General features: G+C 40.3%; 16 protein-coding genes and 1 tRNA gene. 12 read left to right on the top strand and 5 right to left on the bottom strand.

All coding sequences use genetic code 11. The annotated features are described in order from the left end of the window. Positions 1-53 precede the first annotated feature (53 nt). On the bottom strand, positions 54-2,687 hold the full coding sequence (locus B3R63_RS03080; RefSeq protein ID WP_414630829.1) for a Lon protease family protein: 2,634 nt from the start codon (positions 2,685-2,687) through the stop codon (positions 54-56). A gap of 181 nt (positions 2,688-2,868) precedes the next feature. On the opposite strand from B3R63_RS03080, the gene B3R63_RS03075 reads away from it, so the two are divergent. The 4 genes from B3R63_RS03075 (at position 2,869) to rpmE (ending at position 7,016) form a co-directional block, all read left to right on the top strand. Continuing rightward, positions 2,869-5,022, top strand: a complete 2,154-nt coding sequence (locus tag B3R63_RS03075; RefSeq protein WP_005406044.1) for an AmpG family muropeptide MFS transporter — start codon at positions 2,869-2,871, stop codon at positions 5,020-5,022. Between the two features lie 2 nt (positions 5,023-5,024). After that, positions 5,025-5,426, top strand: coding sequence for a lactoylglutathione lyase (gloA, locus tag B3R63_RS03070; RefSeq protein ID WP_286728263.1), 402 nt, complete (start codon positions 5,025-5,027; stop codon positions 5,424-5,426). Positions 5,427-5,585: 159 nt separating this feature from the next. After that, positions 5,586-6,587, top strand: a complete 1,002-nt coding sequence (locus tag B3R63_RS03065) for a bile acid:sodium symporter family protein (RefSeq protein WP_286728262.1) — start codon at positions 5,586-5,588, stop codon at positions 6,585-6,587. A gap of 204 nt (positions 6,588-6,791) precedes the next feature. Continuing rightward, a complete protein-coding gene (gene rpmE / locus B3R63_RS03060; protein ID WP_005015004.1) occupies positions 6,792-7,016 on the top strand; it encodes a 50S ribosomal protein L31 in 225 nt (74 codons plus the stop codon). A 61-nt stretch (positions 7,017-7,077) separates the two neighbouring features. Here the strand turns inward: rpmE and B3R63_RS03055 are convergent, their stop codons facing one another. The 3 genes from B3R63_RS03055 to epmB are packed head-to-tail and all read right to left on the bottom strand — an operon-like array spanning position 7,078 to position 11,981. Continuing rightward, a complete protein-coding gene (locus tag B3R63_RS03055; RefSeq protein WP_286728261.1) occupies positions 7,078-9,213 on the bottom strand; it encodes an EAL domain-containing protein in 2,136 nt (711 codons plus the stop codon). Beyond that, positions 9,195-10,949 carry a GTPase gene (locus B3R63_RS03050; protein WP_286728260.1) on the bottom strand — a complete coding sequence of 585 codons (1,755 nt, stop codon included), beginning with the start codon at positions 10,947-10,949 and terminating at the stop codon, positions 9,195-9,197. Before B3R63_RS03050 ends, B3R63_RS03055 begins: the two co-directional genes overlap by 19 nt. Positions 10,950-10,964: 15 nt before the next feature. Further along, positions 10,965-11,981 (bottom strand): EF-P beta-lysylation protein EpmB, encoded by a 1,017-nt coding sequence (gene epmB, locus B3R63_RS03045; RefSeq protein WP_286728259.1) that lies wholly within the window; start codon positions 11,979-11,981, stop codon positions 10,965-10,967. A 70-nt stretch (positions 11,982-12,051) separates the two neighbouring features. Between epmB and efp the strand changes: the two genes are divergently transcribed. The 7 genes from efp (at position 12,052) to B3R63_RS03010 (ending at position 19,279) form a co-directional block, all read left to right on the top strand. Further along, on the top strand, positions 12,052-12,621 hold the full coding sequence (efp, locus tag B3R63_RS03040; protein WP_005406143.1) for an elongation factor P: 570 nt from the start codon (positions 12,052-12,054) through the stop codon (positions 12,619-12,621). A gap of 180 nt (positions 12,622-12,801) precedes the next feature. After that, entirely contained in the window at positions 12,802-14,907 is a 2,106-nt protein-coding gene (locus B3R63_RS03035; protein WP_005014998.1) for a carbon starvation CstA family protein, read from the top strand. Beyond that, positions 14,907-15,209 (top strand): YbdD/YjiX family protein, encoded by a 303-nt coding sequence (locus B3R63_RS03030; RefSeq protein WP_005014997.1) that lies wholly within the window; start codon positions 14,907-14,909, stop codon positions 15,207-15,209. Before B3R63_RS03035 ends, B3R63_RS03030 begins: the two co-directional genes overlap by 1 nt. 79 nt (positions 15,210-15,288) lie before the next feature. Continuing rightward, positions 15,289-16,248 carry an AAA family ATPase gene (locus tag B3R63_RS03025; protein WP_005404840.1) on the top strand — a complete coding sequence of 320 codons (960 nt, stop codon included), beginning with the start codon at positions 15,289-15,291 and terminating at the stop codon, positions 16,246-16,248. Between the two features lie 11 nt (positions 16,249-16,259). Beyond that, the gene (locus B3R63_RS03020; RefSeq protein WP_286728258.1) at positions 16,260-17,168 is read left to right on the top strand and encodes a DUF58 domain-containing protein; all 909 of its coding nucleotides are present in this window, start codon (positions 16,260-16,262) and stop codon (positions 17,166-17,168) included. Positions 17,169-17,170: 2 nt separating this feature from the next. Next, entirely contained in the window at positions 17,171-19,177 is a 2,007-nt protein-coding gene (locus B3R63_RS03015; protein ID WP_286728257.1) for a transglutaminaseTgpA domain-containing protein, read from the top strand. Between the two features lie 25 nt (positions 19,178-19,202). Continuing rightward, positions 19,203-19,279: transfer RNA gene (locus B3R63_RS03010), tRNA-Val, on the top strand. 155 nt (positions 19,280-19,434) lie between these two features. On the opposite strand, the gene B3R63_RS03005 is transcribed toward B3R63_RS03010, so the two are convergent. Beyond that, a complete protein-coding gene (locus B3R63_RS03005; RefSeq protein ID WP_286728256.1) occupies positions 19,435-19,806 on the bottom strand; it encodes an META domain-containing protein in 372 nt (123 codons plus the stop codon). A 624-nt stretch (positions 19,807-20,430) separates the two neighbouring features. On the opposite strand from B3R63_RS03005, the gene B3R63_RS03000 reads away from it, so the two are divergent. Next, a complete protein-coding gene (locus tag B3R63_RS03000) occupies positions 20,431-20,643 on the top strand; it encodes a transposase (RefSeq protein ID WP_286728255.1) in 213 nt (70 codons plus the stop codon). The last annotated feature ends 102 nt before the right edge of the window (positions 20,644-20,745 follow it).

Genomic DNA, 20,745 nt, shown 5'->3' with positions numbered 1-20,745 from the left:
AACTGCCCAACCATAAAAAAGCGCCTTGTTAAAGGCGCTTTTTTATTAAGAGGTCAGGGCTGACCAGAAAGTTCAGCAGATATATTACCTGCTGGTATTTGATCGACTGTATTCCCTTCAATGGCAATCTTTATTTCATTTTTCTTCTTTTTTTTCTTCTTTTTTTTTTTCTTCTTAGGTTCCTCACTCATTTCTTCACCATCTTCAAGTGCTTGCCAGTATTCAAGCTGCTCCATAACTGCCGCATAGATGGAACCTTTACTATAACGGCCTTTTTTATCTAATGTACCTACAGGTTGGGCCATTAAAATCTCTAGCGCCTGATCAATCGTGCTAATAGCATGGACATGAAACTGGCCGGCATTGACAGCATCAATCACATCTTGGCGTAGCATCAGGTGCTGCATGTTTTGGCGGGGAATAATGACGCCCTGCTTTCCGGTCAGACCTTGCAGTTTACATGCATCAAAGAAGCCTTCGATCTTGGCATTGACGCCACCCACCGGCTGTACCTGACCAAGCTGGTTCATAGAGCCTGTAATTGCCCAAGACTGGTCAATCGGAATCTGACTAATAGCAGAGAGCAGGGCCGATAACTCTGCAACAGTGGCGCTATCTCCATCTACTTGTCCATAACTCTGTTCAAAAGCCAATGCTGCCGAGAAATGAAGCATTTGCTCGCGGCCAAAATGTGCTTTCAAAAAGCTGGACATCAGTAGTACGCCTTTGGCGTGTAAAGAACCACCAAGTTCAACACTGCGTTCGATATCAAGAATATCTCCACCGCCTTGGTATACCGATGCAGTCAGGCGGGAAGGCAGGCCAAACTCTACATCTGTATAATGAATTACAGATAAGGCATTAATCTGGCCTAGACGGTGCCCAGACGTTTCAATCAGCTGAGTACCGCGGGATAGGTCCTGCCAATAAAGCTCCCTTAAATAACCTAAGCGATATTTACGATGGTCAAGTGCCATATTGATGTATTTGGCAGAAACCACCTTGTCACCCGCCTGATGGGCGTGATGATGAGCTTCACGTATCAGGTCACCTAAAGTCAGTGCATGTAAAGACAGAGAACTTTGATCTTCTGCCTGGCGGCTTGAGTCTGTCAGGAGCGCAGCAAGTGCAGAGCGGTCAAAGGGTAATAACTTATCTGCCTGTACATAATCTGCAATGAGCTGCATGTAAGCCTGTTCGTTAGTGTCATTACGTTGTAATGTATCAGTAAAATCTGCACGGATTTTAAAAATACTATCGAGTTCTGGTTCAACCTCCAGAATCTCATAATAAATCTCAGGTTCAGCCAGTAGAACCACCTTTAAGTTTAAAGGTACAGGTGCAGGTTCGATTGAAATACTGCCAGTCAAAGTTAGCATATGTTCAAGCGATGATAATTTAAGCTGCCCAGACTTTAAGGCACGTTTTAAACCCTGCCATGCATAAGGCTGTTCTAAAAGCTGTTCTGCTTCTAAAATCAAGAATCCGCCGTTGGCTTTATGCAGTGCACCAGGGCGGATCAGACTAAAATCTGTACTGATCGTACCATTTTGAGTTAGCTGCTCAACATGGCCTAAAAGATTGTAGTGGGTTGGGAAATCTTCAAAAATAACAGGGGCGCCGCTGTTTGGCTTATTACTGACTATAGTATTGACCTGATAGCGGGAAGGGACACGACTGAATAAAGCAGGCGAGAATTCGTCTTCTTCCTGATCCAGAATCATCTCGACATTTTCAATAATGTTTTCTGCATATTGCTTCAGGTATTTCTCTAAGCCGGCAACTTCAGCGTATTTATTGAGAATACTCTCAATTCGCGGCATTACCACCTGTTTAGCAATTTCGCGGTTCAGGTCTGATACCTGATCTCTGGCTTCATCTTCAAGATCACCCAAATGTAAGCCCAATCGCTCCAGTTTTTTATCCATATAACGCATATTGGATGCGATTTCAGCACGTTCTTTGCTGCTCAGTGCATTAATTTCGGTCTGGCTCAGTTCTTCAAGTTTGCCATCTTTAATCTGTACAGGAACAAAGCAATGCTGTTCTTGATGGGAGACCAGTTTAAGGTCAAGGCCTTCGCCCTCTTTGGTTAATTCTACCAGTGCCTGCTTTTGTTCATTGCCGGTTTGCTGACGAATTAACTCGATCTGGTTGTGATAGGTCTCGGCACTAAAGCGCCGTTCTAACTGTTTGAGTGCAACCTGCCAGGTTTGATGCAGGGCTTTTTGAAACTTGGGTCCATGTCCGGCCGGAAAACGTAGTAGTATGGGCTGGCGGGCATTTTCAAAATTATTGACATACACCCAGTCGTCTGGCGTAGGCATGGCTTTGGCATGCTGCTGTAACAGGCGCCGGATCATGGTACGTTTACCCAGACCTGCTGTACCTACAGCAAAGATATTATAGCCTGAATAAGGTAGCGTAATTCCGGCCTCGACAGAGGCTTTGGCCCGGTCTTGACCTAAAAAATTATTAAGAGGCTTGATCCGTTTTGTTGAGGAAGGAATTTTCTCCAGATCAGGAATATGAGTAAGCTGTTCTGGCTTGAGCGCAGTTAAGTTTAAAGTATTTCGAATTTCAGTCCGGTCCAATGCTGATGGATAGGCATGATCAAGTTGTTTCTCAAGATTAATTGTAGTAGTGGTAGATAAAGAAGATGTCATTTGATCGAGTCTTTGGGTCACTGTAAAATCCAAAACTTAATATTCGCTAGAGTTTTAAAGGTATACAGGTTTAAGGGAAAATATCAAGCAGGCGAATCAGCTTTCATTATAAAAGACAGCGGATTTCATAAAAAGCATTGAAACCTGATCAATTAAACGTTTGAATAGCAAAATTTAAGATTCACTGGAAAATAATTATTCAATGTCCACACAAAGTTCAGGATGGAAAGCCGCTTTCTTAGCCTTTCTTGACCGCCGAGCCCTTATTATGCTGTTTTTGGGTTTTTCTGCCGGTATCCCTATTTTATTGATTTTTTCAAGCCTGTCACTGTGGCTGGGCGAGGCAGGGATAGATAAAAGTGCAGTGACTTTTTTTAGCTGGGCAGCATTGGGCTATTCTTTTAAGTTTGTATGGGCACCTTTAATTGATGAGCTGCCTGTCCCGTATCTGACCAGAACTCTAGGGCGTCGCCGAGCCTGGTTGCTCATTGCACAGTGTTTGATCATTACTGCAATTTGTATTATGGCTTTTTCTGATCCGGCGCTCGGGCAGAGTCATCTGATCCAGATGGCAGCAGGTGCCGTATTACTAGGTTTCTCGGCAGCAACACAAGATATTGTAATTGATGCCTACCGAATCGAGCTTGCTGAAACAGAAATGCAGACAGTCCTTGCATCTACTTATAATGCCGGTTACCGGATTGGTATGATTGTCGCCGGTGCAGGTGCTTTATTCCTGGCAGCATATTTAGGAACTGCTAAAGGTAATTATATCTATACTGCGTGGCAGACTACTTATCTGGTTATGGCAGCCGTCATGTTAGTTGGTGTATTGACTACACTTATTATTCGCGAGCCACAAGTAAACCGGATCTATAAAGAATATAAACGTAGTGATTACTACCGGCTGGTGGCAGTATTTTTTGTTGCGGTAATCAGCTTCGTTACTGCCTATATTTACTCAGGTACTGCCGTTGAAGCACTTGTTCATAATATGGGTATTGAAGATAGTTTTCTTTTGTTCCTGTTTGAAGCTTTGCGCTTTTTAGGCTCAGGCGCAGTATCAATACTGGTAGGTACTACGCTGGTAAAACTGGGCGCTGTAAACCGGCAGATGGCTTTTGAAACCTGGGTAAATCCAATATTAGATTTTTTTAAACGCTATGGATTAAAACTGGCGCTGGTATTATTGCTGTTAATTGGTTTTTACCGGATTTCCGATATTATTGCTGGTGTCATATCTAATGTGTTTTATCAGGATCTCAATTTTAGTAAAGAACAGATTGCCGAAGCGGTTAAAGTATATGGCGTAATTTTTAGCCTGATCGGTGGTTTTTTGGGCGGTTTGCTGGCGCAGCGCATTAACATCATGAAATTAATGTTTGTAGGGGCAGTATTGGCCAGTTCTACCAACTTAATCTTTATTGGCTTGGTTAAATCTGGCCAGCCATTAGGTGATATTGAAATTTCAGTGGGTCATCAAACTTATCAGACTACTACAGATGAAGTAGGAACTTGGAGTGTAGCAATACCCAACAGCCAGCTTGCACAGCAAAGCCAGATTTCAGTAAAAACTCAGTATGCAGATAGTCCTGAGCAGGTTAATGCCTATATACCTTATTTAACTCAGGGTCATAACCGTTCTCAACTGCTGTTACTACCCATTACCAGTGATAACCAGCTGGATCAGCAGGAGCAGAAAAATAGCTTAGTGGTAAGAGGGCAGTATGCTGGCCCTGCTTTTAATCCAGAGCAAAAAATAGTTTTACGTCTGGATGGTCATAATTTCGATGCCAAACTTGATGACAACGGTATATTTAGCGCAGCAATAGATGCTCATCTGCTAGTCAATTCTCCAAGTAAAACAGTTATTGCGGAGTTGATAGAAAACAAGCAGGTAAAATTACGAACAACACACTCTTATAAAGTGAATAATTTAAAAACAGCCAAACAGCTTGATATTGATATTCAGCCACTTTCTGTTGTTGACCCCCAAAAAGACACAACAGTTGTAAATGGTAAAGTCATTAAACCTTATAGCTCGCTCTGGTTATATTTTGCCATTATTGTTGATAATCTGGCGTCCGGCCTGGCAGGTGCAGCATTTATTGCCTTTTTATCTAGCTTGACCAGCGTTTCTTTTACCGCTGTTCAATATGCTATTTTTAGTTCACTTATGACATTAACTCCTAAGATTTTAGGAGGGTATTCAGGTACTATTGTTTCCAATATCGGTTATCCAAAGTTTTTCCTTATGACTACACTAATCGGTATCCCGATTTTGGTATTAGTCGTATGGGTAGCAAAATTACTGCGACAACATCAATCTCTAGAATCTGAACATAAAGGTGATTAATCATGCGCATGCTGCATACCATGTTACGAGTAGGCAATTTAGAACAGTCTCTCAAGTTCTATACTGAAGTGCTCGGTATGACTTTACTTCGTAAACGTGATTATGAAGAGGGCGGCTTTACTCTGGCATTTGTAGGATATGGTGATGAAGCAAACCATACAGTACTTGAGTTAACTCACAATTGGGATACAGAAAGTTATGAATTGGGCAATGCTTACGGTCATATCGCCATTGCAGTAGAAGATGCCTACAAGGCATGTGAGGAAATTAAAGCACGTGGTGGTAATGTGGTTCGTGAAGCTGGACCGATGAAAGGTGGAGTTACCGTAATTGCCTTTGTTGAAGACCCAGATGGTTATAAAATTGAGCTGATTCAACAGGACGATAATGCTAGAAACAATTAAGTAAAAGACTAAGTGTTCAAAGAAAATACCGAACATTTTAGCTAAACACTAGCTTAAATAATTACGCTCAGTAAGATGAAACTTTACCTAAAGGTAAAATCGTCTGACTGGGCTTTTCTATTATTAATTTTCAGCCTATAAAGAAACAGGATGTTGATTATGAATATATTAAAATTACTGGCATTGGACCGCTTTACTATATTGCTGATTGTAATGGTTATACTGGCAACTTTTTTACCAGTAAGTGGTGAGCTAGCTAAAGTCTTCGGGGTTATTACCAATATAGCGATTGCCATTTTATTTTTTCTGCATGGAGCAAAATTATCACGCCAGGCAATTGTTGAAGGTATATTGCACTGGAAATTGCATGTAGTGGTTTTTGCTTTTACGTTTGCTGTATTTCCTATCATTGGCCTATTAGCCAAACCTGTGCTACTTCCGATGCTTGGTGAGCAACTATACTTGGGTTTTCTGTTTATGTGCTTTTTGCCATCTACAGTTCAATCTTCAATCGCTTTTACTTCAGTTGCCAAAGGCAATGTTGCGGCGGCAGTATGTAGTGCTTCATTTTCAAATCTAGTGGGTATGTTTATTACTCCGGTTCTTGTCAGTCTTTTTATTTTTGGACAATCCAAACATGATTATGATCCGACTTCATCCATTATAGAAATTACTTTATTACTGCTTGTTCCATTTATTGCGGGACAGTTATTACGGCCTTATGTTTTTCCCCTTATGCAAAAAGCGCCAAGTATTGTAAAAACTTTTGATCAGGGCACTATTTTAATGGTGGTCTATGGCGCATTTAGTGGTGCTGTTGTAACAGGTCTCTGGCAACAGGTAAGCTGGTTGACTCTATTTAACCTGACTCTAATATGTTCAGTTTTTCTGACAGTGATTATGTTGCTGGCCTGGTATATTCCTAAATGGCTGGGATTCAACAGACCAGACCAGATTGCAGTATTTTTTTGCGGTTCAAAGAAGACCTTGGCTAGTGGTGTACCCATGGCACAGATTCTGTTTGCAGGGCAGCCACTTGGCATGATTGTTCTACCGATTATGATTTTTCATCAGATTCAACTTATGGTCTGCGGCGTAATTGCTAATTATTGGTCTAAACAGGACACTGAGGAATATATGGGTGAAGAGGCGGCAGAATAATTCGCTATAAATTAATTTTTAATTTATAATACTGGCCACTTGTTGTGCTTAGCCCTGACGGAAACCGTCTCGGTGGGCCAAGAGAATGGTCTGTTGTGGTGTTGATCTGCTGTGGTTTTTATTAAGCCCGGCCTTCCTCAAATGATTTGAGAGTGGTCAATTGCGATGACAGCAAAACCTTTCTTTACTTAGGAGTAATCGACGATGCGCGCCGATATTCACCCAAAATATGAAAAACTTGTTGCTACCTGTTCTTGTGGTAACGTAATCGAAACTCGTTCTGCTTTAGGTAAAGAAACTCTTTATCTGGACGTTTGCTCAGCTTGTCACCCATTCTATACTGGTAAGCAGAAGAATGTTGACACTGGCGGTCGTATTGACAAGTTCAAACAACGTTTCGCTGGTATGTCACGTTCTATCAAACGTTAATACTAGAAAAAGAAAACGGGCATTAAGCCCGTTTTTTTACGCTTGAAAACAGCAGCCTGAATTACTGATCCTGTACATCAGTTAAGAATTCCAGTTTTTTCTGGAAATAATTACCTTCCAAATAACGTGCTTCAATATTCCATGCATTGGCAAACAGGTTCATGTCATCAAGTTCACGCAAAATAATTTCAACAGGCTTAATTGCCAGGAAATTGATAATTTTTTCTTGCAGGTTACCTAGTTCTTTATCATTGGAAATCAATTGTGTTAACTGTTGATCTAAGGTGACATACTGTAGCTCTATCTGATTTAGTAATGATTCACTATAAATAGAATTTCCAAAATTCCGGATTGAGATCTCTGCACCATATTGACGTAATAGCGCAATCTGCTTTTGTGCTGCCGGTAAATTGTAAAGAATTTCTTCCTCAGCAAATTGCAAAATAAGTGGATGGGACTGTTTACTACCAATAATGGTAATAAGTTTAGCCACCAATTCAGGAAGCTGTGAGTCATTAAATAAAATATGCTGATTCAAGTTAACAATCAGTCTGGCGTCAGGGTATTGGCGAATAAAATTATGTAATTGTTTACAGGCTTCTACCAGTACCCAGCGATCAAGTTTGATTGAAAGCTCATGGTTTCCTTGTAGGTCAGCTAAACCAGAAAATTCTTGCCAGCGATTTTCATAAATAATACCGCTGGTAACTTCATAAGTATAAAGATTGATATCTTGCTTATCATAAAGCTGTTGATATCTTAAATGAATATCTGCCTGCTGGAGTTTCTGGGCCAATACTTGTACCAGTGAAGGAGTAGAGGTGGCTGCGCTCAGAGCGGTTTCTGGAACTTCAGGTACCGGAGCCGGCTCAACTTCAAGCGGAGCAGTTAATTCTAGTTCAGGCTCATGTTTCAGCTCAGGCAGGTGATGGTTAAATGCATACTCCAGAAGCTCTTCGAAATGATCATTGTCCCGAATTTCATCTGGAATGAGTGTATAACCAATTTGTAGTTGCAACGAGAAATTCACATCATTAACTGTCAGAAGCTGGGCTTTTTCGAGGGCGCGCAGACTCATTAACTGAGATTCTAATATTTCTTCAGATTCTGCTTGGAACAGAGCACCATATAGTATGGTATGAACTTTAAAGACCAGCGTATGAGTTTGCTCTCTAATAAAGTCTTCAATATTCAGAAAGTAAGTTTTTAAAGTATTCCAGTCACTCTTGAAAATCTGATCAGAGCAGGTGGCCAGACTAAATACCACCAGAGCATTAAATTTTGCAGGCTGGCTAATTAAATAACGGTTGACCAGCTGGAAAGGGTTAACTGAACTTGAGTTTTTCTCTGATATCTGGGGTGAGCTATTATTAGAGAGCAAGGTATTAGAATTACTTGAGTCACAATTAATTCTAATTTGTAGAGCGTCTTCCTCAGCAGCAGATACAAATTCAAGTTCAAGTGCGGATGAACAGGCAACCTGACTGTTTAGAGTGCGTATTTCGAAATGCCCCTGATCAAACTGCCCCTGACTGATTTTTTTAAAACGCTGTTTAAAATCATTCAGATCTTCAGGCTGTAATATATCTAAAAGAGGTAATCCAATAACTTCGTCTTCTTTTTCCAAGCCGAATAAATTCAGGTATTCATTGTTTGCCTGAATATGAATTCCTTCCTGAATAATAGCAACAGCTTTATGACTTTCCTGAACCAGGGTCTGCGCCTGATTCTGGGCCATCTCAAGTTCAATACTTAAACGCTGTTGAGCCTGTACCAGTCGGTAATATGAAAGTGCCCGTACCAGCCCTATATAAAAACGTTCTGGAAAATCCAAGTTAATGACATCATAGACACCTTTATATATATAGTGATTATATTGTGCCGGTTCATATTGATCAGGCTTTATAAGGAGCACCGGCAAACTTGACTGGGTTGATGCCTGTACGATTGAAAGAGCCTGTTCAACTTTAAGATCATAGGCCCGGCCGAAAATAATCAGATCCCAATCCAGATGAAGCTGCTTTTCAAAACTTTTTAAGTCATCCAACAGCACTGCCTGTACCAGATGATCTTGCTGAGCAAAAATCTCTATAATCTGGTTATAACGGATCTGATTATCATCAATAATGAGTAGACGCGTTTCAGTACGTTTGAATTTTTTGGAGAGTAGCGGGTTTCTCACTTCAATGCTTCCCATAAATCTTGTTTATTTAATTCTTGCGCCTGTTTATCCATAAACTGATCGAGTAACCCCTGTTGCTGCTCGTTAATCAACTCAAAATTGAACTGGATAAAGCTTTGGGTAATCAACAATGCCTTGGTAAGACAAATTTTGATTTCTTCCTGGCCCAAGCGCAAGTAAATAGTTTGGTGTTCTTTAAAGGTTTGTGAACCTGGTAAAATAAGGGTGACCTGCTGCTGAAAGACGGCTTTTTGAATAAGTAAAGCAGGATGATAATTAATTGTATGAAGATCAATCTGCATTCGAACTGCGCACGGATACATCTCTTGTGCCAAAATTTCCAGTCCAAGTTCTAGGCTTTTATTGGTAGACTGCTTAATCCAGCGAATGACTCCACCTCGCCATTTCTCTTGGGTTTCTTCCTTAACCAATATAAATTCGCCTGTGCGTAAATTTTTTGGGGTTTCACCTTTCCATTTAATTCGGTAACCATTTAAGCTGACATCAAGCACGCTGGTCTGATAAAGCTGTTTGGCTTTCCGATCCAATAGCCGGCTAGAGCTGACCTGGGGAAGAGTATCAGGCGTATCTTTATCCCAGTTTAATAATAATTTTGATTCACTTTGAAAGCCATAATTATTTTCCAGCATTAATGTTTCATTAAAAGTCTTGGCTTTTGAAAGATAGAAATGTGCAGACAATAAACTAAAACAGATATCTAGCTGTGCAGAATATTGATAGCGGTCATGACGGCGTTCTGTCGTGCTGCCTAAAATGGTTTGTACATGGAATTTGAGTGCCAAACTTAAATTTTTCTGTTCATGTTTTGATAAAAATTCTGGCGTTCTTCCAAAAGTCGCATTGATGTGTTCCAGCAATTCCTGAGTAGTAATAAAAAAACTGGGTTCAAAATCCGGATTCTGTTTTTTCTGGTGAATTGGTGGGTAGTCTTTATTGCAATCTACAACATATTTGGTGAGAGTCGTTGCTCTAGGTAAAATTTGGATCAGCTTCGCCCAGTCAAAACTGCATTGATAAAGTGACTGAATTTCAGAGGGCCGAATTTGATGAGCATTAAAAATGTCCAGTAAGATCAGCTGGGCATAGGTTTGATTAATATTGGCTAAAGTATTTTGAGTGCCCTGTATCTGGTTAATACTGTTCATATGAAAATCATTTTTTAAAGCAATATCATACAGCTGATGAGCAATGAGCCATTGACCGGTAAAATAGTGACTATAAAGTATTTGCTGTTGATACAGTAGGCTGACAAGTTGTTGCAGGGCATAATAAATTGCCAATGTTCGAGCTATAGATAAGTTTTTTTTCTGATTAAAAGCAAAAAGAGAAAATTTTTGATGAGCGAGCTGCTCGTGCGCAGAACGCGCAATATTAATATAAACTCCTGCAAAGTGACAGCGTAGTAGCATAGCCAGTTCAATAATATGCTCATTACGGTCAGTACTGATAGGACCCTGATTAAAAAAATGTTTTTCTAAGCTGGCCAGTACTTTATCGATGGTAGGATGCAAACTATGAATCAGGTCAAATCTGAGTGTTTCACTACATTTTAAGCGAGAGATTTCGAGTACGGCATGAAACAGCGACTTAGAGGTGTCACCAAGCTGCATGAAAGACAGATTACCTGCCCACATTTCCAGATCTTTCACTGTAGCGGGTGCAAAGCTAAGTTTTTCCCTATCAAGAACATTGGGGGAATGAAATATTTCTGAAAATGTACTATTCATCATACTTATTATAGAAACTCAAATTGTTATAGTCCCAAACAGCGGTGTCTTATTCTTCTCACCTGCAATCTCCCTAACCAGTTTAGGTACTAAATAACCTGGCAGACTTGCTAGGACCTCTTTATAAACTTCATCAATCTTTGAAGAAGGCAAGTCAAAGTGATGGGCCCCCTTAACTTTATCCAGCACATGTAAATAATAAGGCATAACCCGTGCCTCGAACAGTCTATAACTTAAATTGATTAATACTTCCGCAGAATCATTAATACCCTTAAGTAAAACTGCCTGATTGAGCACAGTGACCTGACGGCATGCCAGTTCATGCAGTTTTGAACAGGTGAAGTCATCGAGTTCTGAAGCATGATTAGAGTGTACCACCAGTATAATACGTAGCCTACTGTTTTCCAAAAGAGAAATTAACTCATGATCAATACGGTCTGGAATCACAATCGGCACACGTGAATGTATTCTAAGCGTATCAATCTGGGGAATAGACTCAAGCCTTTCCAGCCATAAACCGAGCTTACGGTTGGATAAAGTCAGTGGATCACCACCACTTAAAATAATTTCATGAACCTCAGGTTGACTTAAAATATAATTTTTAATTGCTGGCCAGTCTTCATTTTTAGGTAAATTTTCCTGATAGGGGAAGTGGCGGCGAAAGCAATAACGGCAATGAACTGCACAGGCGCCTGTTAAAGTAAGCAGGAAACGTGTTTTATATTTATGCAAAACACCAGGTAAAAGATTGGCTGCCTCTTCACCTAAAGGATCAGTAACAAATCCTGGAACATCCTCTAGTTCAAGATGATGTGGCAAGACTTGCAGCAAAAGAGGATCAAGAGGGTCACCAACGCACATTTTTGCAACAAATGCGCGCGGTACGCGCAATTTAAACTTTTCAGAAGCCAGAACTGCCCCTGATAATAACTGTTCGGGTGAAAGCTGAAGCGCGTGTAACAATTCTAGCGGGTCAGTAATTAGGTCACTGAGTTGTGATTGCCAGTTTTGCTCTTGATATAAATAGTTTATCATGCCACACGTTAAAAATAATGCTAGTCTAGCATTAATAGATTTAAGTTAGTAAGTTTGGAGCGTGCCAGTCATGGCCAATTATTCTACAAATGATTTCAAATCAGGCCTCAAGGTTATGCTTGATGGCAACCCATGTTCAATCATGGAAAACGAATACGTAAAACCGGGTAAGGGGCAGGCGTTTAACCGCGTTAAACTGCGTAACCTGAAAACGGGCAAAGTATTAGAAAAAACATTCAAGTCAGGTGATTCACTCGAAGGCGCCGATATTGTAGAAGTAGAAATGAACTACTTGTACAACGATGGTGAAATGTGGCATTTCATGGACCCTGAATCTTTTGAACAGATTGCTGCTGATAAAAACGCTATGGGCGATGCAGCAAAATGGTTAAAAGATGATTCAAATGAAGCCTGCACAATTATGCTGTTTAATGGTGTACCTTTAAACGTAAGTGCACCAAACTTCGTTACCTTAAAGATTATTGAAACTGATCCGGGTGTACGTGGTGATACCTCTGGTGGTGGCGGCAAGCCGGCAAAACTGGAAACTGGTGCAGTAGTACGTGTTCCATTATTTGTACAGCAAGAAGAAAGTGTTCGTGTAGATACCCGTACTGGTGAATACTTAGAACGTGCATAATGGTTTAAAAATAGACTATTATCAAAAGGGATGATCATGATCATCCCTTTTTTAATGCCAAAGTATTAGATGAAAACAAAAAGATGAGGAGTAGAGTCAAAAAAGGAAATTTGCAAAGGGAAAGTAGCACGATGAATAACAATAACTAACCTGCTTAAATAATTGAAATACGAGGTCAAGATGGAATCAATTCAAACTAAGTCATCCCCCTTTTCAAAATTGATCTGGGTGATTGTAGCAATTATCGGGGCAATATCTTTCGGGATACTTGCTGTCAGTCGTGGTGAACATGTTAATGCAGTCTGGTTAGTGCTTGCTGCTGCCTGTGTCTATAGTATTGCTTATCGTTTTTATAGCCTGTTTATAGCCAACAAGGTGTTTGAGCTTAATGCCAGACGGCTCACTCCAGCTTATCGGATGACCGATGGCCTGGATTATGTCCCAACCAATAAATATGTACTTTTTGGCCATCATTTTGCTGCAATTGCCGGTGCGGGACCTTTGGTAGGACCGATTCTGGCAGCCCAGATGGGGTACTTGCCCGGAACGATCTGGTTGCTGGCTGGTGTAGTACTGGCTGGTGCTGTACAGGATTTTCTGGTCCTGTTTATTTCTACCCGGCGTGATGGACGCTCACTGGGGGAAATGGCAAAACAGGAGCTTGGATCTTTTGCCGGTGTGATTGTAATGCTGGGCGCACTTGGGGTAATGATTATCATTTTGGCAGTACTGGCGCTGGTCGTAGTCAAGGCTTTAACGAATAGTCCTTGGGGGGTATTCAGTATTGCGGCTACTATTCCTATTGCAATTTTCATGGGCATTTACATGCGCTATATACGCCCGGGCAAGATTGCAGAAGTCTCAGTGATTGGTTTCATTCTGATGATGCTAGCCATTGTGTATGGAGGAAATATTGCTGCACATCCATACTGGGGACCATTTTTTACACTTTCAGGTACTCAGTTGACCTGGTGTCTGATTATTTATGGTTTTGTGGCTTCAGTACTGCCAGTATGGCTGTTGCTTGCACCACGTGACTATCTATCGACCTTCTTGAAAATTGGGGTAATTGTCGGGCTGGCTGTTGGTATTATTTTTGCCTTGCCAGAACTAAAAATGCCTGCTGTAACTCACTTTATTGATGGTACTGGGCCTGTATTTGCCGGTTCGCTCTTTCCATTTCTGTTTATTACTATTGCCTGTGGTGCAATTTCAGGTTTTCACGCGCTCGTTTCTTCAGGTACCACACCAAAGCTGGTTGAAAATGAAGTTCATATCCGCATGATCGGTTATGGCGGTATGTTGATGGAATCTTTTGTTGCGATCATGGCCATGATCTGTGCAACGGTACTGGAACCAGGAGTATATTTTGCAATTAATGCTCCTGCTGCTGTTTTGGGTACAACAGTTGAAAGTGCAGCAGAAGCTGTACGTAATCTGGGCTTTGTTGTGACACCCGAAGCATTAGCACTGCTCGCAAAAGAGGTAGGAGAAACTACGATCTTGTCCCGTACAGGGGGAGCGCCAACATTTGCAATTGGTATGGCTCATATTATTTCCGAAATCTTTAACAGCCGTGCCATGATGTCATTCTGGTATCATTTCGCTATTCTGTTTGAGGCTTTATTCATCCTGACAGCAGTCGATGCCGGTACACGTGCCTGCCGTTTTATGGTACAGGATACAGTAGGTATTGTAATTCCGGCTGTAAAACAGTCTCATAATTTCTTTGGAAACCTGCTGGGGACTGCGGTAGCTGTAGCCGGTTGGGGGTTCTTTGTATATCAGGGCGTTGTCGATCCGCTAGGCGGTATTAACAGCTTGTGGCCATTATTTGGTATTGGTAACCAGATTCTGGCAGCAATGGCACTAATCTTAGGTACAGTCATCCTTTTCAAAATGAAGAAAGAAAAATATGTTTGGGTCACGATTTTGCCTACTATTTTCCTTTTCATCACTGCAATGACAGCAGGCTGGCAAAAAATCTTCCATGAAAATCCGAAAATTGGTTTCTTGGCGCAGGCTAATCGCTTCTCTGATGCAATTGCTCGTAATGAGATTCTGGCTCCGGCAAAAAGTATTGCTGAGATGCAGATGATTGTCATGTCGAATCAGATTAATGCCGTCCTCTGCGGTTTCTTTATGATTGTGGCAATCGTGATGGTCATTGCATCTATCCGTGTGGTACGTCGTGCCTTGGCTAGCCCAACACCGACAGTAAATGAAGCACCCGCGGTATATCGTGATGAGACAGCGCCTGTAACTTCGGTCAGAGGAGAGTCTTAATGAAATTGAAGCTTGCAAAAAATAGTACGACTGTTCTGGCAAAGATAATCAAATTTACACTTTTGTCGCAAAAGCATCTGATTTTCTCTCCTAAGAACTGGTCACGTATCGCGACTTTATGGCAACGTTTGCAACAAAGTTTTCGCCTGATGGTAGGGGTGCCTGATTATCAGACTTATTTAGAACACATGAAACAGCACCATCCAGATCTTGAAGCAATGGACGCTAAAACATTTTATCGCCACTGTGTAGATTCACGTTATCCATCGGCAGGTGGAGATTTAAAAAAATGTCCATGTTAGTAATAATTTAGTAACTTAGAAAAACATAAAAACGGTGTATGTTAAATATACACCGTTTTTTTATTCAGGAAGGAAGGGGATGTGGGGAACCAACAGGCTTCAAAAGAATGAAAAAGATCAACAGAATGAAAAACTAGCCAGGCAGATAGGAGAGTATGCCTCACAAATAGACAGCTTTTTACAGCAGATCAATACCATTATTCTGGATAAACCGCAGCAAACTAAATTGGCCTTAAGTTGTTTGCTAGCAGGTGGGCATGTCCTGTTTGAAGACTTGCCCGGATTAGGTAAAACTACTTTATCGAGTGCATTAGCGCATATTGCCGGTTTAAGATTTCAGCGCATACAGTTTACCAATGACATGTTGGCCAGTGATGTAATTGGAATTAATATATTTAATCAGGCTGAACATATTTTTGAGTTTAAACCAGGACCGGTTTTTACCCAGATTTTACTGGCTGATGAGATTAACCGTTGTAGTCCGAAAACACAGAGTGCCTTGCTGGAGGCTATGGAGGAAGGTTGTGTCACGGTAGACGGTGTCCGACATGCTTTACCTCAGCCATTTTGGGTGATTGCTACACAAAACCCTTTATTCCAGAGTGGAACTTATGCCTTGCCAGAGTCCCAGCTGGACCGTTTTTTAATGCGATTATCCTTGGGCTATCCATCGCGCCAGGCAGAAAGGATTCTGTTACAACAGGACTCGCGTCAGGCATTAATATCAACAATTGAGCATGTCTTTAGCCAGCAGGATATTCTGAATCTTCAACAACTGGCACGTAATATTTATTTAAGTGATGTAGTGCTGGATTATATTCTGGATTTGGCTGAAATGACCCGTAAAGGCCGACATGGGTTATCTACCCGCGGAATATTGGCCTTAAAAAAAGCTACGCAGGCCTATGCTCTATTAGAAAAGCGCAGTTATGCGACTACAGATGATGTACAGGCCGTATTTAATGCTGTGGTTTCTCATCGTCTCGGAACAACTGATGCAGAAAGCTATAAGCTTCTGCAAAGTGTGGCGGTTAGTTAGGAGCACACCATTTGCAGAAACATATCCAAGGCTGGCTTGCCAAGCGTTTCCGGATTGATGGGCAAAGAACCCTCAAGCAGCGGGATATATTGGTCTTTATGTATCAGCAGGGTTACCTGTATTTGGTTCTCATACTGATTACTTTTATTGCCGGCGTTAACTATGCCAATAACCTGATACTGGGTTTCTGCTTTTTAATCAGTGCTGTACTTTGTATCAGTTTTTATCTTGCTTTTAAACAGTTGCATCAACTCAAAATAGAAGTGATTGTGCCTGAAGTCGGCCGGGTAGGCCAAGCCATGCAGATAGAGATTATTTTTTATCAGGAGCGAGAGATTGTACGTTATTTAAACCTGTATTATGCAAAGCAAATCATTCCAGTTCTAGTACAGCATAAACAGCAGCGTTTTCATTTACTGGTGTGGCCAGAAGAACGCGGACCATTATATTTACAACGCCTACAGATATATTCTACTTATCCTTTCGGATTGGTTCGCGCCTGGACCTATCTTTATCTGGAGCAAATGAGCTGGATTGCTCCCCAGGCTTTAGATTTTAAAGCTGAGAATGCTGCACAAAATGCATTACAACAGGCACAGGATATGGATGAATTTCAAGAACTGCGTGATTTTAAAACGGGTGACTCTTACCATGCAGTGTCATGGAAGCAGGCTGCTCGAGGTCAGGGCCTCTATATCAAGGTATTTGAAAGCTATCCCGAGCAGAATAAGATAGAAATTTGCTATGAGCATATGCCAAGTTCAGAGCATGAAGAAAAACTGAGTTTAATGATGGGGCTGGTAGATCAATGCGAACAGCAACAATGCCCTTATCGTTTGGTTTTACCACAGGACGAGCTGGCCACCGGATCAGGTGAAGCTCAATTTCAGAAAGCACAAAAATTACTGGCGCAGGCTTAACCATGTTAAATCGACCTGTTCATGGCGCCATGCTACTGGCTCTCGGGCTGATCTGGCTGGCACAACTGGCTTTCACTCCTATAATGAACAGCCTTCTATTTGCTTGTGTAATAATAAGCTTGGCATGGCAATATCATAAAAATCTCCATAAAAAACAGTCTAAAATTTTTCAGGTCATTTTTGTTCTATTGAGCTTTGCTGTGATTTACTGGCAGTATCGGAGTTTCATCGGTGTAGAAGCAGGGGTAACACTATTAGCAGTGGGCCTGTATGGTAAAGCTTTAGAGACTCGAACTCGGCGTGATTATCTAATTATTTTTAACTTTGCACTATTTGTAAGCGCCAGCCTGTTCCTTTATAGTCAAAACATCGGGATGGCTATATTAATCTTATGTTCACTCATCAGCTGCTTGATCGGGCTGTACCGGATTCAGATAAGTGAGTTTAAACAAGAACAGGTTAAAGGCCGTTTAAGAAAGGACTTTCAGCATGTAACTAAGCTGATTCTCTATGCCATACCATTTTTTATAGTACTATTTATTTTTTTCCCACGGTTGCCTCCACTCTGGTCAGTACCATTACAGACTGATCGTGCCACCACCGGCATAAGTGACCGAATGTCACCAGGAGATATCGCCCAGATTTCTCAATCCAGTGCGCTGGCATTCCGGATTTTAGGCAATATACAGAAACTACCTGAGCGTGAGCAGCTGTACTGGCGCGCGATGGTGCTGGATGAATTTGATGGACGGACTTGGACTAGCCATTTTATTAATCAGCAACCTAAGACATTGCCATCTCTTCATATAACTGACGGGCTAGATTACCAGTATCTGCCTGCTGACTCACAACAGCAATGGGTAGTATCGCTTGAAAAGTCTATTCCTTTACAGGCGAACTTCCAGTTACATCAAGACTGGAGTATTACTCCAACCCGTCCAAATCAGGGTGCACAGCCCATTCGACTGCAATGGTTGGGACAATCAGCCCAGACGGTAGCACCCCAATATTCGGATACAGTTCAGGCTATAAACCTGAAAGTACCGAGTAGCACTAATCCCCGGACCCGGCAGTTAGCCAGCAATTTATTTAAACAGAGTAATCAGCAACCTGCCCGGTATGTAGAGAATGTATTGAACTGGTATCGTCGCAATGGCTTTGTCTATACTTTAAGTCCAGGCCGTCTTGGGCAAGACAGAATAGATGAATTCCTGTTTAAGTCCCGGCAGGGTTTCTGTGAGCATTATGCAGGTAGTTTTACAATGTTGATGCGCTATGCCGGTATTCCTGCCCGGGTAGTAGTCGGGTATCAGGGAGGACAGCCGGCTCCAGATGGACAAAGCTGGGAGGTGCGGCAGATGGATGCTCATGCGTGGTCGGAAGTCTATTTAAATGGCCAGTGGCATCGAGTTGATGCAACAGCTGCGGTAGCACCAGAACGGGTAGGGTCGGGCATGCAAGACTATCTGGAACAGGAGCCTTCTACACTAGGCAATAATCACCGTTCTGGCTTGCAATATCAACAGTTTGCCTTGCTTAAAAATATTCGGGTATGGAGTGATTATGCTTCCTATCAATGGCAAAGCAAGGTCGTAGGATATGATACTGATAAACAAAAAAACTGGCTTGCACGTTTAGGTTTAAAATCTATTTATAGCTATATTCTGATTTTATTTATTAGTATTGTGATGCTGGTTCTAATCTACTTGTTGATACAGTATCGTCAAAATCTACAAAAAATGACCCCTTATGAACGTTCTATAAGAAAATTTACTAAAAATCTTCCCGTTGAACTGCATAAGTACTCTTATGAGACTTTTCAACAGTGGATGATAAGATTGGCTCAATACAGTAATGACACAAGTTCTTTTTATGAACTAGCTCAACTTGACCAGAAAATTCGGTTCATGCAACAGGACACGCCAGAGAATCTTAAAATGTTTAAGAAATTGCTTAAAGACTGTGCATTTGCTTTAAAGCTGAATAAAAAAAACTTGTCAGAAAAATAAAAAATGCATATGATGCAAAACACTTAGGCGTATAGCTCAGTTGGTTAGAGCGCTACGTTGACATCGTAGAGGTCTCCAGTTCGAGTCTGGATATGCCTACCAAATATGACACCTTATGGTGTAAAGGTTTCAAGGAAATACAAGTACTTGAAGCCTTTTTTAATATCTGGCATTCATAAAATAAAATGTTTTTAATTTTATAGGCGCTGTCATAGATATAGAACGTAAAAAAGTCCTCATAGTGAGGACTTTTTATATTAACGCTGAGTTTTAAATTCAAGCACTGTATTCTTGTTGCTGTCCATTAGTTTTAGCTCAGTTTCACTCACCTTATATTCAGTAACCTGATTCAAAGCATTAGTAAATTTATCTGGTAAATTTGTAGGGCTTAAACACGCTCTTCGTGTTTTGGCTATTTCTGAGAAAGTAATTTGTGTACCTTTCACTGTATAGCCCCCCATAAGACGGTTACAGCCATCAGTTCCGCTAAGTTGAGTATTATCAAAAGTTAAACTTGGGACATCAGATTGCTGAGGATCAGCCTTATATTTTACATCATTGATCTGAGTTACTATCCAAGTCTTGTTTTGTAATAAAGCCAAGTTGCGGTCAGTAGATGGGTTGTTCATAGTAGCACAACCGGCAAAAGCTAAAGTGGATGCAATGCTAGAGGCTATAAAAAGTTATTTTATCAATTTTTTCTCCTATAAAACTTTAAATTATATTCTTAGGTTAACTACTACAGCATAGAACAAATTTAACTAAGTACGCAGGTAAATTACTTTTTATCAATACTTTATTAATAAAAATAACATAGATAATATTTTTTATATAAAAATTTAATAAAATTATATTATTAAGTTTGAAAGATTTTTAATTTTAAAAAAATAAAAGATAAATAATAAGGTTTTCTTTAAAAAAATTAAAATTAAAAATAGTAAAATTAAATTTTAATTAAAAAATTATTTAACTATGAATATAAATTATATAGTTATTATATTCTTTATTGCCAAATTAAAAAAATTTTTTGATCATAAAAACCTATAATTATTTCTAATAAGTTTGTTATTTCAGAAAGCTGTGCTAAGATATAAAACTTAATGAAGGCAAACCTCATACGATGCCACTCCCATTTTTCAAGATTCTCTTGAGATTTTGTAGTTATTAAAATTAAAACAATTTTATTTTAATCAAATAATTGTTCGAAAACTGCTCTAAAGAGTTTACTAAAGTTTATTGTATTGGTGTATATATTGAAATATCCAAATTTTCGTACCGCGAAATCTATCGACGGTGATATTATTCGTGTTCAGATTATAGCTTCAGAAAGAAAACAAAATATTTCTGGTGGCTTTAAATGGGTAAAAGTAGGTGAAAAAGTTCTACTTGATTCCGGAAGAGAGATTAATTTTAATCTGGATGGCCAAAGCTTTTATGTTGCGCCTAATCAGATGTACCGGTTATAAATATTAAGCTCACTTTAGTGGGCTTTTTTATTTGCTAAGAAGTGATAATTTCAATAAATTATAAATTTTTAGAAGAGGAATAATAAGAATTAATGTAAAGAA

Source organism: Acinetobacter sp. UBA1297, assembly GCF_002307755.1.
Lineage (GTDB): Bacteria > Pseudomonadota > Gammaproteobacteria > Pseudomonadales > Moraxellaceae > Acinetobacter > Acinetobacter radioresistens.
This window is presented reverse-complemented; position numbering and strand designations above follow the sequence as displayed.